Source organism: Streptomyces sp. NPDC050704, assembly GCF_040654355.1.
In the GTDB taxonomy this organism is placed as follows: domain Bacteria; phylum Actinomycetota; class Actinomycetes; order Streptomycetales; family Streptomycetaceae; genus Streptomyces.
This window is the reverse complement of sequence record NZ_JBFAHW010000065.1, coordinates 30,474-47,261: the sequence shown is the minus strand read 5'-3', so window position 1 is coordinate 47,261 and position 16,788 is coordinate 30,474. Positions and strand designations below refer to the sequence as shown.

13 protein-coding genes are annotated in these 16,788 nt (G+C 69.5%); 4 read left to right on the top strand and 9 right to left on the bottom strand.

The window, feature by feature from the left end; genetic code table 11:
- Positions 1-121 precede the first annotated feature (121 nt).
- Positions 122-2,284, top strand: coding sequence for a RecQ family ATP-dependent DNA helicase (locus AB0I18_RS32135; RefSeq protein ID WP_363109143.1), 2,163 nt, complete (start codon positions 122-124; stop codon positions 2,282-2,284).
- A gap of 222 nt (positions 2,285-2,506) precedes the next feature.
- Entirely contained in the window at positions 2,507-3,133 is a 627-nt protein-coding gene (locus AB0I18_RS32130) for a hypothetical protein (protein ID WP_363109141.1), read from the top strand.
- Positions 3,134-3,574: 441 nt separating this feature from the next.
- Here AB0I18_RS32130 and AB0I18_RS32125 read toward each other — a convergent pair whose 3' ends face one another.
- From AB0I18_RS32125 to AB0I18_RS32115, 3 genes are all read right to left on the bottom strand, one after another.
- Entirely contained in the window at positions 3,575-4,204 is a 630-nt protein-coding gene (locus AB0I18_RS32125) for a hypothetical protein (RefSeq protein ID WP_363109140.1), read from the bottom strand.
- 80 nt (positions 4,205-4,284) lie between these two features.
- A complete protein-coding gene (locus tag AB0I18_RS32120; RefSeq protein WP_363109139.1) occupies positions 4,285-4,986 on the bottom strand; it encodes a ribonuclease HII in 702 nt (233 codons plus the stop codon).
- A gap of 115 nt (positions 4,987-5,101) precedes the next feature.
- Entirely contained in the window at positions 5,102-5,725 is a 624-nt protein-coding gene (locus tag AB0I18_RS32115; protein WP_363109138.1) for a TetR/AcrR family transcriptional regulator, read from the bottom strand.
- A 192-nt stretch (positions 5,726-5,917) separates the two neighbouring features.
- On the opposite strand from AB0I18_RS32115, the gene AB0I18_RS32110 reads away from it, so the two are divergent.
- Complete coding sequence (locus tag AB0I18_RS32110; protein WP_363109137.1) at positions 5,918-7,465, top strand: MFS transporter; 1,548 nt, start codon at positions 5,918-5,920, stop codon at positions 7,463-7,465.
- A gap of 154 nt (positions 7,466-7,619) precedes the next feature.
- Here the strand turns inward: AB0I18_RS32110 and AB0I18_RS32105 are convergent, their stop codons facing one another.
- The 4 genes from AB0I18_RS32105 to AB0I18_RS32090 form a co-directional block, all read right to left on the bottom strand.
- Positions 7,620-9,083, bottom strand: a complete 1,464-nt coding sequence (locus tag AB0I18_RS32105; RefSeq protein ID WP_363109153.1) for a DUF4173 domain-containing protein — start codon at positions 9,081-9,083, stop codon at positions 7,620-7,622.
- A gap of 653 nt (positions 9,084-9,736) precedes the next feature.
- A complete protein-coding gene (locus tag AB0I18_RS32100; RefSeq protein ID WP_363109136.1) occupies positions 9,737-10,657 on the bottom strand; it encodes an ADP-ribosylglycohydrolase family protein in 921 nt (306 codons plus the stop codon).
- A 12-nt stretch (positions 10,658-10,669) separates the two neighbouring features.
- Entirely contained in the window at positions 10,670-11,329 is a 660-nt protein-coding gene (locus AB0I18_RS32095) for a histidine phosphatase family protein (protein WP_363109135.1), read from the bottom strand.
- A gap of 82 nt (positions 11,330-11,411) precedes the next feature.
- Positions 11,412-12,017, bottom strand: coding sequence for a YdbC family protein (locus AB0I18_RS32090; protein WP_363109134.1), 606 nt, complete (start codon positions 12,015-12,017; stop codon positions 11,412-11,414).
- A gap of 154 nt (positions 12,018-12,171) precedes the next feature.
- Between AB0I18_RS32090 and AB0I18_RS32085 the strand changes: the two genes are divergently transcribed.
- Complete coding sequence (locus AB0I18_RS32085) at positions 12,172-12,705, top strand: TerD family protein (protein ID WP_363109133.1); 534 nt, start codon at positions 12,172-12,174, stop codon at positions 12,703-12,705.
- A 105-nt stretch (positions 12,706-12,810) separates the two neighbouring features.
- On the opposite strand, the gene AB0I18_RS32080 is transcribed toward AB0I18_RS32085, so the two are convergent.
- Together AB0I18_RS32080 and nrdR are read right to left on the bottom strand one after the other, a co-directional pair.
- Positions 12,811-15,714, bottom strand: a complete 2,904-nt coding sequence (locus AB0I18_RS32080; RefSeq protein ID WP_363109132.1) for a vitamin B12-dependent ribonucleotide reductase — start codon at positions 15,712-15,714, stop codon at positions 12,811-12,813.
- Positions 15,715-15,866: 152 nt separating this feature from the next.
- Entirely contained in the window at positions 15,867-16,418 is a 552-nt protein-coding gene (gene nrdR, locus AB0I18_RS32075) for a transcriptional regulator NrdR (RefSeq protein ID WP_363109131.1), read from the bottom strand.
- Positions 16,419-16,788: the final 370 nt, after the last annotated feature.

Sequence of the window (16,788 nt, the reverse complement as noted above, 5' to 3'; positions counted from 1 at the left end):
CTCGCGGATCTTGGAATTCCGCTTTGCCCTGTGGATAACCACGAGCATGATCACGTCAAAGTTGTCCACAGCCTGACGGACCCATTCGCGTGATGTCCGACCCATCGGGTTGCATGGGGCCATGAGCAACGAAGAACTGCGCACTGCGGCCGATACCGTCCTCGCCCGCCTCGTCGGTGCTCCGGCGGACGAAGCCCGGCTGCGCGCGGACCAGTGGCGCGCCATCGAGGCACTCGTCGCCGACAAGCGCAGAGCTCTGGTGGTGCAGCGCACCGGCTGGGGCAAGTCCGCGGTGTACTTCGTCGCGACCGCGCTGCTGCGGGAGCGGGGTGCGGGCCCCACGGTCATCGTCTCCCCTCTCCTGGCCCTCATGCGCAACCAGGTCGAGGCGGCCGCGCGGGCCGGCATCCACGCGCGGACCATCAACTCGTCCAACACGGAGGAATGGGACACGATCCAGGACGAGGTGGCCGCGGGCAAGGTCGACGTGCTCCTGGTGAGCCCGGAGCGGCTCAACAATCCCGACTTCCGTGACCAGGTGCTGCCCAAACTCGCCGCGGCGACCGGCCTTCTCGTGGTCGACGAGGCGCACTGCATCTCCGACTGGGGCCACGACTTCCGGCCGGACTACCGCCGACTGCGCACGATGCTCGCCGATCTTCCGCCGGGCGTTCCGGTCCTCGCCACCACCGCGACGGCCAACGCGCGTGTGACGGCCGACGTGGCCGAGCAGCTGGGCACCGGCGGCAGCACGGACGCGCTCGTCCTGCGCGGCCCGCTGGACCGGGAGAGCCTGAGCCTCGGTGTGCTGCAGCTGCCGGACGCCGCCCACCGGATGGCCTGGCTCGCCGAGCACATCGGCGACCTGCCGGGCTCCGGAATCATCTACACGCTCACGGTGGCCGCGGCCGAGGAGGTCACCGCGTTCCTGCGGCAGTGCGGGCACACCGTGACGTCGTACACCGGAAAGACGGAGAACGCGGAGCGCCAGCAGGCCGAGGAGGATCTCCTCGCCAACCGCGTCAAGGCCTTGGTCGCCACGTCCGCGCTGGGCATGGGCTTCGACAAGCCCGACCTCGGGTTTGTGGTGCACCTGGGGTCGCCGTCGTCTCCCATCGCCTACTACCAGCAGGTCGGGCGCGCGGGCCGCGGCGTGGAGCACGCCGAGGTGCTGCTCCTGCCCGGCAAGGAGGACCAGGCGATCTGGCAGTACTTCGCCTCGATCGCCTTCCCTCCGGAGGAGCAGGTCCGGCGCACCCTGGACGCCCTCGCCCAGGCGGGCCGGCCACTCTCGCTGCCCGCGCTCGAACCGCTGGTGGAGCTGCGCCGGTCCCGGCTCGAGACGATGCTCAAGGTCCTGGACGTGGACGGCGCAGTGCATCGCGTCAAGGGCGGCTGGATCTCCACGGGCAACCCGTGGACGTACGACACCGAGCGCTATGCGTGGGTCGCCAAGCAGCGTGCGGCCGAGCAGCAGGCGATGCGTGACTACGTGACGACGACCGGCTGCCGGATGGAGTTCCTGCGGCGGCAGCTGGACGACGAGGGGGCGGCTCCCTGCGGCCGCTGCGACAGGTGCGCGGAGCCGCGGTTCGCCGATTCCGTGTCTCCGTCCGCGCTGGACTCCGCGCGTGGCGAGCTCAACCGCGCGGGTGTCGAGGTCGAGCCCCGGAAGATGTGGCCGACGGGTCTGCCCGCGGTCGGCGTCGATCTGAAGGGGCGCATCCCGGCCGGTGAACAGGCCGCCTCCGGACGAGCGTTGGGGCGGCTCTCGGACATCGGCTGGGGCAACCGGCTGCGGCCGATGCTCGCGCCGCAGGTGCCCGACGGGCCCGTTCCGGACGATGTCGCACAGGCGGTGGTCGGCGTGCTGACCGACTGGGCGAAGGGCCCCGGCGGCTGGGCCTCGGGCAGCGCCGACGCACAGCCGCGCCCGGTCGGCGTCGTCACCATGGCCTCGCACAGCCGGCCACGCCTGATCCAGTCGCTGGGCGAGCGGATCGCCGAGATCGGACGTATGCCCCTGCTGGGTTCCATCGAGTACGCCGCCGGGGCCGAGGCGGCGCAGGCCTCCAGGAGCAACAGTGCCCAGCGGTTGAAGGCGCTGGACGGGGCGCTGACCGTGCCGCCCGCCCTGGCAGCGGCTCTTTCCCAGGCGCACGGACCCGTCCTGCTCGTGGACGACTCGACCGAGACAGGCTGGACGCTGGCGGTGGCCGCACGCATGCTCCGGCGAGCCGGTGCGCAGGGGGTGTTGCCGCTGGTCCTTGCCATGCAAGGCTGATCAATGCGTTGCGGTGGAGGACATGGGGCAGGGATATAGGCGGCGCATCACCAGATAACGGTCGGTGGCCCCAATTGCTCGTTGCCGCAACGAAGTTCGACAGGAAGAATTGGGGTCGCGCCCCGCGCGGCCCTTCCCGGGCTGCCCGTTCGGGCTGTGCCGCGGTGCGCTCCCCCAGTCCGACCCCGCCCGCAGTGTGGGCGCGTAGCCGAAGGGAGGACCGTGACCTTCGGATTCGCTCCGTCCTCGGCGGCATCGATGTCGACGTCCGCCACTTCCGCCAACCCACTGGCCCGGATGCTCGAACCCGCCGAGTGGGCCGCCGCGGGGATTCCGCTGCTGCGCAATCCCCGGGAGGTCGTCAGCGGGCTGCACGCACGGCATCGGCCCCGGCCCGCGACCGCGGTCGTGGCCGTCCTCGATCCGGACGAACGGCTGAGCGCGAGCGCCTCGTTCACCCGGCGGCCGGCTCCGGCGGACGGCTGGATGTTCCGCAACGCGCTGCTCGCGCAGCTGCGCCGGGTCATCCCGCACGACCTGCGGCGCCGCACACCGGTGCGTACCGCTGTGCTGCTCTACTGCCGTGACGGCGACGCACGATGGACTGAGGAGGACGGGGCCTGGATGTGGGGGCTGCGGGACGCCTGCACCCTGCACGGGCTGCGCTGCGGGGCGTACATCACGCTGACACGTGACGGTTGGCAGGTGCTGGGCGAGGGTCGTGGCGGACGTCGGCCCAATGCGGACTCACCGCCGGAGTCCCTGGAGTCCTTCGCCGCGGCCGAGACCGTCCAGCCGCGGACCGGTGGCGCCGCCTCGGAGGTACTGCGCCGGGCGGCCGCCCGCTGAGCCGACGACCGCCGCCTGCGGCACAGGTCGTTCCTCAGCACCGGCCCACCGGCCGTCGTCGCGTGGCCACCGGCACCGGCGTCACGAAGGCACCCTGGCCTCGGTCCGGTCCCACGCGCGCGGGGAGCCTGCGATGGCGCCCCCGAGCACGCAGAGGCACCACCGCCGACCACCGACCACACGCACGGGGCACACTCAAGAGACCGCGTCCCTAAAGCCCCCAGGGCACGCGGATACCGGCTCGCCGCGTGAGGAAACGGGCACGCCCACAGGAACGAGCATGCCCACATGAACACGTGGCGTCATGACGACTCGCGCCCATGACGGGCACGCCGGCACGTCCCCCCGTACCGGCACACGTCGAACCGCTCACCGTGCGAATGCCACCGCAGCGGCACCCCGCCCCCGGAGACCTTGGAGACCCCGGAGGAAACGGGACCCTCAGACCCCCGCGCCGAGCACCGAGTTGATCTGCTGCGGATCCCCGCAGACGATCATCAAGGCACCGGCCCGGCCGAGGGCCAGGGGCAGAGCGGTGGCGGCACCGGCGTCGGGTCCGCCATTGACGGCGACGACGACCACGGGACGGGACGCCGCACGACCGGCTGCGGAGACGTCGACGTAGAAGACGTCGTCGCCCGCGTCGTGCTGGGCCCAGTACGAGGCCTCGCCGAACGAGAGCTCGTGCGCGGCCCACGGGTGCGGTTCGCCGGTGGTGATCACCAGCACCTCACCAGGGGACCGGCCCGACTCGAGAAGCAGGTCGACCGCTTCCTCGGCGGCGTCCAGCGCCCCCTCGGCCGTAGCCGGGATCAGCTGGATCTGCGGAGTAGAGGCAGCGGTTGGGGCCGCCGGAGCGGACGGCTCCGGCTTGGCCACGGCCGTGTCACGCGGCGCGCGCTGCGCCGGGGGCATCGGCCGGACAGGACCCGGACGGCCGGGCCGCGGCGGAGCCGCGGGACGGGGGCCGGGTACGGGACGGGGGGTCGGCGCGGTTCGGCCAGTGGCCGAAGTGGCGCGGGGACCCTGGGCACTCTCGTGAATCTGAGGCTCCTCGGGAATGAGAGGCATGAGCTGATTTTTATCAAACGCCGGTGCGACTCGTGTCGGCGGGTCGCACATCGGGTGGCACATGAGTGCGAACAGAATCGTCAGAAGTCGAAGCCGAGCTGACCCTCGATCTCCGGAACGCTTCCGTCCGCCCAACTGCGGGCCTTCTTGAGGTGCCGCCACTGGGGCAGCGCATCAAGATACGCCCACGACAGCCGGTGGTACGGGGTGGGTCCCCGCATCTCCAGTGCGGCCTTGTGCACCGGTGACGGATACCCGGCGTTGGCCGCAAAACCGAAGTCTGCATGGTCGATGCCCAGTTCGGCCATCATTTTGTCGCGCTGAACCTTCGCGATGACCGAGGCCGCCGCGACGGCCACACAGGACTGGTCGCCCTTGATCACCGTACGGACCCGCCAAGGAGCCCCGAGGTAGTCGTGCTTCCCGTCGAGGATGACCGCGTCGGGACGCACCGGCAGGGCTTCGAGGGCACGTCCGGCCGCCAGACGCAGCGCGGCCGTCATCCCCAGGTCATCGATCTCCTCATGAGAGGCATGCCCCAGGGCGTACGACGTCACCCATTTCGCCAGTACCTCGGCGAGCGCGGTACGCCTCTTGACGGTGAGGAGCTTGGAGTCGGTGAGGCCTTCGGGCGGGCGACGCAGGCCTGTGACCGCCGCGCAGACGGTGACCGGGCCGGCCCAAGCGCCGCGCCCCACCTCGTCGACACCGGCAATGACCTTCGCTCCGGTCGTGGCGCGCAGGGAGCGCTCGACGGTGTGGGTAGGTGGTTCGTACGGCATGGCGGGCTCAGCCTACGCCGCCCCGGACCTCACGCGACACCCGGTCTCCCCAAGCATCCTTCGCGCCTCCGGCCACCGCGTTCCGAAGAGCAGTCGGACGGTCCCCGACGAGCGGTCAGACGTGCCCCGGCCGCAGCAGCGGAACCATGAACTGATCGATCATCTCCTCGAGGTCACGCTCGGTCCATTCGCTCGCGCTCATCTTGGAGCGGTACATCATCATCGCCGGAATGGCGTCGAAGACATACCCGTTGGCCGCGTCGGGCCGCACTTCTCCCCGCTGGATTCCGCGGTTGATGACCTCGCGGAGCAGCCGGACGGTCGGCTCCACGACCCCCTCGAAGATCACACCGTGGAACCGCTCGGCCTGGAAGGTGTCGCATTCGTGAATCACCGCCCGTAGCGCGAAGCCGGGACGCGAGAACATCGCCTCGCGCACCCAGCGGCACAGACCCAGCAGGTCCTCTCGTACGCTCCCCAGGTCTGGCGCGTCCTGAAGCAACGGCAGTCCGGCCTGGAGTGCGTCCGCGACGAGGTCCTCCTTCGACGGCCAACGGCGGTAGACCGCCGCCTTGCCGGTCTGGGCGCCGGCGGCGACGCCCTCCATCGTGAGGCCGTTCCAGCCGACCGTACTGAGCTGTTCCAGTGCGGCGTCGAGGATCGCACGTTCGAGCACGGCGCCGCGTCGGCGCGAGGAGGCCGCCTGATCGGGAGCGGTCGTCCACCTCGAAGTAACCATGAGCATGTCTCCGTTGAGCGGGCCGACGGCACGCGCGCGCGTGCCTTGCGGACTGGGGAATCCGAGAGCGGTCGAGCGACGCAAAGCGGCAGCAACTTCAGTGAACGCTTGCGTTCACTGTCGGGGACTCACTACCGTTTGACGCGAAAGTGAACGCGAGCGTTCACTAACGTACCCGTGGGGGACTCAATAGTGGCAACCTCTCCGTTGATCAAGGAACCAAAGCCAGGAGCGGCCCGCCGGGAGGGGCATCCCGGCATCGCGCTCACCGTCATCGCGGCCTGCCAACTCATGGTCGTACTCGACGCGACGATTGTGAACATCGCACTCCCGCACATTCAGAACGCGCTTGAATTCTCCACGACCGATCTCACCTGGGTCGTCAGCGCGTACACACTCACCTTCGGCGGCCTGCTGCTGCTGGGCGGCCGGGCCGGAGACATCCTGGGCCGGCGTCGGGTCTTCATGACCGGCATCCTGCTCTTCACCTTCGCCTCACTGCTCGGCGGTTTCGCCCAGGAACCCTGGCAGTTGCTGGCCGCGCGCGCCCTGCAGGGCGTGGGGGGCGCGATCGCGTCGCCCACCGCGTTGGCGCTCATCACCACGACGTTCCCCGAAGGGCCCGAGCGCAACAGGGCGTTCGGCGTCTTCGCCGCGGTCTCGGCCGGCGGCGGCGCCATCGGCCTGCTGGCCGGCGGCATGCTCACGGAGTGGCTCGACTGGCGCTGGGTGCTCTTCGTCAACGTTCCGATCGGTGTACTGATCGCCTTCCTCACCCCGCTCTACATCAACGAGTCCGAACGCCATCCGGGGCGCTTCGATCTCGCGGGCGCGCTGACCTCGACGGCCGGCATGGCCACGCTCGTCTACGGATTCATCCGGGCCGCGGAGGAAGGCTGGCGGGACAACCTCACCATCGGGTCCTTCGGCGCGGCCGTGGTCCTGCTGCTGGCCTTCGCGCTGGTCGAGTCCCGGGCCAAGGAACCGATCACACCTTTGCGGATGTTCGCCGACCGCAACCGCTCGGGCACATACGTGATCATGCTGAGCCTGGCCGCGGCGATGTTCGGCATGTTCTTCTTCATCGTGCTCTTCGTGCAGAACGTGCTGCAGTACACGCCGATCGAGGCGGGTCTGGCCTTCCTGCCGGTGACGGTCGCGATCGCGGTCGGCGCGGGTCTTTCGCAGCGGTTCCTGCCGGTGCTCGGCCCGAAGCCGTTCATGGTGGTCGGGTCGGCGCTCGCCGCGGTCGGGCTGGCCTGGCAGACCTTGATCGACCCCGGGAGTTCGTATGCCGGCGGGGTGCTCGGTCCGATGCTGGTGTTCGGCTTCGGCATGGGCCTGAACTTCGTGACGCTGACCCTGACGGCGGTCTCCGGAGTCGCTCCGCACGAGGCGGGGGCGGCGTCGGGCCTGCTCAACGTGACGCAGCAGGTGGGCGGTTCGCTCGGGCTCGCCATCCTCACCACGGTCTTCGGCACGGCCAGCCGTGACGAGGCGGAGAAGCAGGTGACGGACTTCATGGCCAACGCCTCGGCCGAACAGAAGGCGGAGTTCGCCCGGACACAGCAGTTGCCCGCGCCATGGGGGCACGAGGCCCTGGCCCAGGGCATCTCCACAGCCTTCATCCCGGCCGCCGCCATGGCCGTGCTGGCGCTGGTCGTCGCCGCGCTGGTGATCCGGGTCCGCAAGAGCGACCTCGACGCCCTCTCGGGCACCGCGGGACCCGCCGGGGGCTGACAGCAGACGCCCGGGCCGACCGGGCCGACGGGAGGCCGGGCCGCGTCCTGAGGACACTGGCCCGGCCTGCGGTTCGTACGCGCCCCTTCGGTTCGTACGCGTCCTGGGCGGTACGTCTCTCGCCGGTGCGTACGCGGTCGGTGCGGCCCCCGCCTCAGCGGTAGGGCAGTTCGGTGCGCAGCCGCATGCACACGTTCCAGTCCGCCTCGGGAGACAGCGGCCGGTCGTCGAGGATGCCCCTGGCACGCGCCTCGCCCCAACTCGTTGCGTACCAGGGCTCCTTCTCCTGCTTCAAGTCCCGCGCGATGCGTTCCAGCGCGCAGGAACGCACCGGCTCCTGGAGTCCGTCGAGGGCCGGTACGGCGTCGGCGGACAGCCCGCGTACGTAGTCGAGGTCGAACTTGCCCGTCTCCTCGTACCGTTGGACGTTGCGCTCGGCGATCGCGCCGTCCGGTGACACGAGCCCGAAGGCGAGCACTCCCACGGCGGCGCCGGCCAGCACGGCACGCGGCAGCCAGCGGGCACCCCAGATGCCCGCCGCCATGATGAGCACGAGGACCAGGCCAAGCCAGAGCTCCACCCCCACCACGGAGATCCTCAGTCGCGTCAGTCCATACGCCTCCACATACATGTACATACGCCGCACCGCCGATGCCACGACAACGAGCGCGAGGACGCAGAGAGTTCCCAGGACGGCGCGCACCAGCGTCCAGTCGCGCGCATCGTCGCGCGGGGCCCAGCGCAGGGCGAGGCCGATGACGAGCAGGGTGAGCAGCGTGACCACGAGAAGCTGCCAGAAGCCCTGGCGCGCGTACTCGGCGTAGGTCTGGCCGGTCTTCTCGAGTACGGCGTCGTATCCGCCGAACAGAACGGCGAGCTGTACGGCGTTGAAGACCGCGAAGAGCGCGGCGAGCACGATCAGGGGCAGCGCCCACTCCACGCGGCCGCGGGCCCGGCCCGGGGGCACCTCGACCCGGTCCCACTGAACGGGCGCGGCAGCCGTGTGCGCAGCCGCGAGCGCTCCGACCACGCCGATCACGAACAGGACGGCGTGCCAGGGGGTACCGGCGACGGACGCGTCCGGCATGAGACCACCGAGGAGATCCGCGAAGGCGGCGTCCGCTCCGGCGAACAGCGCTCCGAAGACCAGCAGCAGAACCGCGGCCACCGCGAGCGCACGCAGCACCGGGCCCACGTTGCCGCGAGCACCGCCGAACCGCTCGCGCAACCCGCGCCAGCCCCAGGCGGGGCCGGTCAGGAGCGAGGTGTAGAGGCCGATCGGGCCGAACAGCATCCCGGTCCAGGTGCGGCCGCCGTGCAGGGCGAGCGAGCCCGCCGCCAGGGCGGCCACGACGGCGAGGAACGACGGCCAGTCGGCGTCGCGGAGCGCCGGCACGATCAGCAGGGCGAGACCTCCGCCGCCCCATGCCCACGACCAGCGGCGCGGGCGCCGGCCGGCCGCCTGGGCGGCGAAGTACGCGCCGAGCGTGGCGGGTATCGCCACCAGCAGGAGGTTCAGGGCCAGGCCGTCCCCGAGCAGGAGCATGCTGAACACACCCGTGACCAGGGCGGCCCAGAGGGTGGCGGTGCGGACGCGGGCCGGGGGCTCCGCGTGGATGTCGGTGAACCAGGACTCGGCGACGGAATCATCCCAGTCGTCGTACTCGTCGGAGTCGCCCCGCCCGGAAACGGCGTCCCCCGGCTCTTCGGCTTCGGGCTCGTCGGCATCGAGGCCGGGGCCGGGCACGGGCTTCTTGGTCAGCGCGACGGTACGCCCGCCAGCCCTCTCCGCCGGAGCACGTCCCCCGCCGCTTCCTCCGGGAACCGCTGATTCCTCCGCTTTCGGCCCTCTCGGCTCGGCCTCGGACGGCGTGTCGGACACGGGACCCCCTCCCGACCGGTCCGCGCGGTGCGCAGCTAGCGGCGGCGGCAGAAGCCCGGGGACCGGTGTCTCGTCGGCGCACGCCCGAGATGATCAACGAGCGGCGTGGCGGAAAGAGTAACCGCGGGACAGTCGGCACAGCGGGGCACCGGCTCTCTGTGGCAGGGCTGTGACAGTGCCTGACGCTTGGAGCAGGAGATGCGGGGCATGAGCGGCACCCCCGGGCCGTGAATACCTGCCTGGTCTGTCCTCAGACCCGCATCGACAGCCAGTCGTACGAAAACGAAGCACGCAGGGAGCCCGACCGGCACCTGCACCTACTCGCCGCCCACCACGGCAGCCGGCCGTCCGTGGCCGACTCCGCGCCCCTGCGGACAACCGTGCACGGTCTAACCCGCAACCCCTACCCGCAGCCACTCCGGCAGTCCCTCGGTCCGCGACACCCACTCCGCCGGCGGTGTCCCGGCCTTTCCTGCGGCCACCACGCCCCCGACGATGGCACAGGTCGTGTCCATGTCCCCGCCCACCTGGGCGGTCGCCCAGAACGCTTCCTCGTAGTCACCGAGGGCACGCGCGGCCGACCAGAGCGCGAACGGCACGGTGTCGTGCGCGGTCGTACGCCGCCCGCAGCCGAGTACCGCCGCGACCGTCGACGGGTCGCCGTAGTCGAGCATGTCCCGGGCGCGTCTCAGACCGGCGCCCACGGCGCTGCGCGGCACGAGGGCGATCACCCCGTCGAGCAGTGCGTCAGGACGTGGCGGCCCGCCGGGTGCGGCGGCCAGCGAGGCGGCCGCGGCCACAGCCATGGCGCCGACCACGGCTTCCCGGTGCTGATGCGTGGGGTAGGCCGAGATCTCGGCCTGGTGCGTCGCCTGTTCCGGATCGCCCGCGTACCAGGCGCCCAGGGGTGCGATCCGCATCGCGGCGCCGTTTCCCCACGATCCCTGCCCGTTGAAGAGGGCCGAGGCCAGCTCGCGCCAGTCACCGCCCTCCCGGACCTGCCGCAGCAGCCGGTTGACCGCGGGCCCGTAGCCCCGGTCGAAGTCGTGGTGCTCGGCGAAGGAGCGGGCCAGCGCGTCCTGGTCGATGCGGTGGTGAGCGGCCAGAACGGCCACTACGGAGGAGGCCATTTCGGTGTCGTCGGTCCACTGCCAGGGGCCGGGCGGCAGGGCGCGGTGCTTGAGCGACGGGTAGTTCGCGGGCACGAAGAACTGCGAGCCCAGCGCGTCTCCCACCGCCAGGCCACGCAGGCTGGCCAGGGCGCGGCCCAGGCGCCCGTCGGGAACGTCGGGAGAGGAGTCAGTGGTCATCGCCCTGCCACTCTATTCGGTGACTCCGTACGGTTCCGGATCACGCCAGCGTTCGAAAGGGCGATCAAGCGTGTACTTGCCGTCCTCCCCGAGAACGAGCATCCGCATCTCCGCGTTCCCCGGATTCGACAGCGACTCGAAGTCCGCGACCGTCCAGTGGAACCAGCGCATGCAGAACAGCCGCATCGCCAGTCCATGGGTCACGATGAGCACGTTCGGCGGATGGTCGGGCGCCTCGAAGCTCCGGTACAGGCTCTCCAGGAAGCCGCCGACCCGGTCGTACACGTCGGCACCCGACTCGCCCTGCGCGAAGCGGTAGAAGAAGTGCCCGTACGCGTCGCGGTAGGCCTTCTGCAGCCGTACGTCGTCCCGGTCCTGCCAGTTCCCCCAGTCCTGTTCGCGCAGCCGCGGTTCCTCCCGCACGCGCACCTGTTCCGGGTCGAGGTGGAAGGCCCGGAAGGTCTCGTGCGTGCGGCGATACGGGGAGACGTAAACGCTTACGCGCTCACGGCCGAACACCTCTCGCAGCCGTTTGCCCGTCTCCTCCGCCTGCCGCCACCCCTTCTCGGTGAGCGCCAGTGCGTGGTCGGGTTCACGCTCGTACACCGAGTCATCGGCATTGCCCACCGACTCGCCGTGCCGGACAAGGACGATGCGCCGTGGTCGTGCCATACCGAAACCCTAGATCGGGTCGGGCCCGATCGAGCACTCGTACGGGCCCCATACGGCATAGGTCACATAAATCCCGGCCGTTTCAGACCGTCCAGGTCGGTTCCAACTGCACGATGTCGCCCGCGAGCGCCGAGACGTCCGCCTCCAGCTGGGCCCGCAGAGCGAGCCGCTCCACCCGCTCGACGCGGTACTTGCCATGCTCCGCGGCCGACTTCCACATCGACAGAATCAGGAACTCGTAGCCGGGTGCCTCGCCGAACAGGCCCCGCACCATGCCGGGCGAGCCGGCCATCGCGGGATTCCAGACCTTCTCCTGCATCAGCGCGAAGTGCTCGGCCCGCTCCTCGTGGACGCGACAGTGCGCCACCCGTACCAGATCGGCTTCCGTGAAGCGCGGTTCGAAACCGGTCTTCACATCGAAACGGTGATCGAAGAGTTTGACCTGTGAATCCTTGAAGGTGCCCGACTGGGCAGCGGCCAGCCGGTCATGGGAGCGCGCCATGAAGGAGTCGTAGAAGGCACGGCTCTCCCAGAAGGCGAAGATGTGGGCCACCCCGGTCCTTCCCCGGCTCCAGCCCCCGCCCTGCCCCCGGAATCCCGGCTCCCCCAGAAGTCCCGCCCATTTCCGCTGCCCCCGTTCAAAACCGCGGCGATCCACCACGGTGCAGCGAATCCACTTGACCAGCACCGCGCCATCGTAAGGCCACGGAACGTGGCGTCGGTCACGCTCCGGCGGAGTGCATCCGCACGAGCGCCCCCGTGCGCGTGGCACGATGGGCAACATGCCTCACCTGCCGTGCAGTTGGGGCGGCTCATACAGGGGGACCAGGAGGGGAGAACCGGTGAACGGCCTCAACAAGGGCATCAGCAAAGTCGAGGTCTCGGTGAAGTGGGATCCCAGTCCCGCCGGTCAGCCGGCCACCGATCTCGACATCGTCGCCGCCACCTACCTCGCGACCGACACACACGAAAACCCCGACTACGTAGTGCACTTCGACAACCGCTCCCCGGACGGCACCATCAACCTCAACCGGGACAGCAAGGACGGCAAGGGCTTCGGCTGGGACGAGGTGATGACGCTTGAGCTCACCCGTCTCGACAGGCGCTACGCGCGCGTGGTGGTCGGCGTCGCCATACAACAGCGCACCGGGCCCAGGACGTTCATCGGTGTACAGAACCCCGCCCTGAGGATCCGCGAGGGCTACACCGTCCTGGCCGAAGGCGACTTCGGCCACGTACTGGGGGCGACGGCCACTACGGTCGCGGAATTCGTGCGTGACGACTCCGGAGAGTGGACTTTCCACCCGGACACCCGCGGGTTCGAGTGCGACCCCGAGACCTTCGCCAGGACCATGGGCAGCGCCCGCCCGTCCTGACCCGCTCCCTCCACCCACCAACTCCGAGTACGCCGAAGGAGGCGGAGCCGAGAAATCGGCTCCGCCTCCTTGGCCGTTCACTTCACGCCTGGACGGCGCCCCGGATCAGCTGCAACCGCTGGTCGAGCCGCAGCCCTCGCAGATGTAGCAGGAACCGGCCCGCTGCATCTTCGTACCGCAGGAGAAGCACAGAGGGGCGTCCGCCTGGATACCCAACTGCATCTCCACCAGTTCGGCACTGGTGTGAGCCTGCTGCGGGGCGGGCTTGGCCGCCTCGACCTCGGCCTTCGGGGTGACGACGGCCTTCAGTTCCTGCGCGCGGGGCGCGGACTGGGCCAGGCCCTCGACGTCCATCTCATCGTCGACGGACGGCTCGTACGAACCCGTCTCCAGATGACGCTGACGCTCGTCGGCGGAGTGGATGCCGAGCGCGGAGCGCGTCTCGAAGGGCAGGAAGTCGAGCGCCAGGCGGCGGAAGATGTAGTCGACGATCGACTGCGCGATCCGCACGTCCGGGTCGTCCGTCATGCCGGCCGGCTCGAAGCGCATGTTGGTGAACTTCGAGACGTACGTCTCCAGGGGCACGCCGTACTGCAGGCCTACGGAGACGGCGATCGAGAAGGCGTCCATCATGCCCGCGAGGGTCGAGCCCTGCTTCGACATCTTCAGGAAGACCTCGCCGAGACCGTCGTCCGGGTAGGAGTTGGCGGTCATGTAACCCTCGGCGCCGCCCACCGTGAAGGAGGTGGTGATGCCGGGACGGCCCTTGGGGAGGCGCTTGCGGACCGGGCGGTACTCGACGACCTTCTCGACCGCGGTACGCAGGGTCGCCTCGGCCTTCTCGGCGGCGGCGGTGGCCTCGGGGCTCTGGTTGCCCTTGGTCTTGGCGGAGAGGGGCTGGCCGACCTTGCAGTTGTCGCGGTAGATCGCGAGCGCCTTGACGCCCATCTTCCACGCCTCGAAGTAGACCTCTTCGACGTCCTCGACGGTCGCCGACTCCGGCAGGTTGACCGTCTTGGAGAGCGCGCCGGAGATCCACGGCTGAATCGCGGCCATCATGCGGACGTGGCCCATCGCGGAGATGGAACGCTCGCCCATGGCGCAGTCGAAGACCTCGTAGTGCTGGGGCTTGAGGCCGGGGGCGTCGACCACATTGCCGTGGTCGGCGATGTGGGCGACGATCGCCTCGATCTGCTCCTCCTGGTACCCCAGGCGGCGCAGGGCCTGCGGCACGCTGCCGTTGACGATCTGCATCGAACCGCCGCCGACCAGCTTCTTGAACTTGACCAGCGCGAGGTCGGGCTCAAGACCGGTGGTGTCGCAGGACATCGCGAGACCGATGGTGCCGGTGGGCGCGATGACCGAGGCCTGCGCGTTGCGGAAGCCGTTCTTCTCACCGATGCGGAGCACGTCCTGCCAGGACTCCGTGGCGGCGGCCCAGATCGGCGTGTCCAGGTCGTCCATGCGGACGGCCACGGCGTTGGCGTCGGAGTGCTGCTTCATGACGCGCTGGTGCGGCTGCGCGTTACGGGCGTAGCCGTCGTACGGGCCGACGACCGCGGCGAGTTCCGCCGAGCGCTTGTACGACGTACCGGTCATCAGCGACGTGATGGCACCGGCGAGGGCGCGGCCGCCGTCGGAGTCGTACGCGTGGCCGGTCGACATCAGGAGCGCGCCGAGGTTGGCGTAACCGATGCCCAGCTGGCGGAAGGCGCGGGTGTTCTCGCCGATCTTCTGGGTCGGGAAGTCCGCGAAGCAGATGGAGATGTCCATCGCGGTGATGACCAGCTCGACGACCTTGGCGAAGCGCTCGACCTCGAAGGACTGGTGGCCGAGGCCGTCGTCCTTGAGGAACTTCATGAGGTTCAGCGAGGCGAGGTTGCAGGACGTGTTGTCCAGGTGCATGTACTCGCTGCAGGGGTTCGAGCCGTTGATGCGGCCGGACTCCGGGCACGTGTGCCAGCGGTTGATCGTGTCGTCGTACTGAATGCCCGGGTCGGCACAGGCCCAGGCGGCCTCGGCCATCTTGCGGAAGAGCTCCTTGGCGTCGACCTCCTCGATGACCTCGCCGGTCATGCGGGACGTCAGGCCGAACTTGTCGCCGTTCTCCACGGCCTTCATGAACGTGTCGTTCACGCGGACCGAGTTGTTGGCGTTCTGGTACTGGACGGACGTGATGTCGTCGCCGCCCAGGTCCATGTCGAAGCCCGCGTCGCGCAGCGCGCGGATCTTCTCCTCTTCCTTGACCTTGGTCTGGATGAAGTCCTCGATGTCGGGGTGGTCGACGTCCAGGATGACCATCTTGGCCGCGCGGCGCGTGGCGCCACCCGACTTGATCGTTCCTGCGGAGGCGTCGGCACCGCGCATGAAGGAGACCGGCCCCGAGGCGTTGCCGCCCGAGGAGAGCAGCTCCTTGGAGGAGCGGATCCGGGAGAGGTTCAGGCCGGCGCCGGAACCGCCCTTGAAGATCATGCCCTCTTCCTTGTACCAGTCGAGGATCGACTCCATGGAGTCGTCGACGGCGAGGATGAAGCAGGCGGAGACCTGCTGAGGCTGGGGCGTGCCGACGTTGAACCACACCGGCGAGTTGAAGCTGAAGATCTGGTGCAGGAGGGCGTACGCCAGCTCGTGCTCGAAGATCTCGGCGTCGGCGGGCGAGGCGAAGTACTTGTAGTCCTCACCGGCCTTCCGGTACGTCTTCACGATGCGGTCGATGAGCTGCTTGAGGCTCACCTCGCGCTGCGGGGTGCCCACGGCACCGCGGAAGTACTTGCTGGTGACGATGTTGACCGCGTTCACCGACCAGAAGTCGGGGAACTCGACGCCACGCTGCTCGAAATTGACCGAGCCGTCGCGCCAGTTGGTCATGACGACGTCCCGACGCTCCCACGCCACCTCGTCGTACGGGTGCACGCCGGGGCTGGTGTGGATGCGCTCGATGCGCAGGCCCTTGGCCTTGGCTCCCTTTGCGCGGGAACCTCGTGCCGGACCGCTCGCCGTCTCTGTCATGCCGCCTCCCTGTATCAGGCTAAAACGCCCTGAAGTGCCTGGTTCTTCCCGTGGCACGGTGTGTGTCTGGTGCTGCGCGCGCCGCGTACGCGTACGCCCGCAACAGGTCTGTGATCGCCGCCGGTCGGCCGGACTCGGTCCGGCCCCTCTCGTCAGTCGGCGGCGTTGGCGGGCGCAGGGACTTCGACAGCCCCTCCGGATCCGCGGTCGGTTCCCTGGCGCTCCTCGCCCGCGTCTTCGTCGGCCGCGGCGGGGCGCTGCGTCTCTTCCCTGAGTTCCACGATGGCGGCCTCGAAGTCCTCCAGCGAGTCGAACGCCCGATAGACGGACGCGAATCGCAGATAGGCGACGAGGTCGAGTTCCTGCAAGGGGCCGAGTATGGCCAGTCCCACGTCGTGGGTGGTCAGCTCGGCGCTTCCGGTTGCCCGCACCGCCTCCTCGACCCGTTGGCCGAGTTGGGCGAGTGCGTCCTCGGTGACAGGCCGTCCCTGACATGCCTTGCGCACGCCGTTGATGACCTTGGTACGACTGAACGGTTCGGTGACTCCGGACCGCTTGACCACCATGAGCGAGCACGTCTCCACCGTCGTGAAACGACGGGAGCAGTCAGGACACTGGCGGCGCCTGCGGATCGACGTACCGTCGTCCGTCGTACGACTGTCGACGACGCGGCTGTCGGGGTGCCTGCAGAAGGGGCAGTGCATCGAACTCCATCCCTCCTTGCACAGCACGACTCAATGGCCTCGACAGGCCCTTTGAGCCCCTCGAAGCAGCCCCAAGCATAGGTGATGACCATGGCCCCAAAACACCGGGGGACCACAACTTCTGGGCTGCTGCCGCAATCCAACCACTACATGTGGGGATTGACCCGCAGATTCACACCCGACACGCGTGTCGCGCCCGTATTGGCATGTGCCGCGCGGCCATACCGGCGGCGAGCGTACGGGGATACGGTGGGCGGCACAGCGGCAGGGGGCCGGTTCCCGGCCCACGGGATGCCTGGTGGCAGACTGACCCTCGCCCCGCCCCGGCCCACAAGGCCATCGCTCCGGCGGCGAAGAGTACAACAATGAG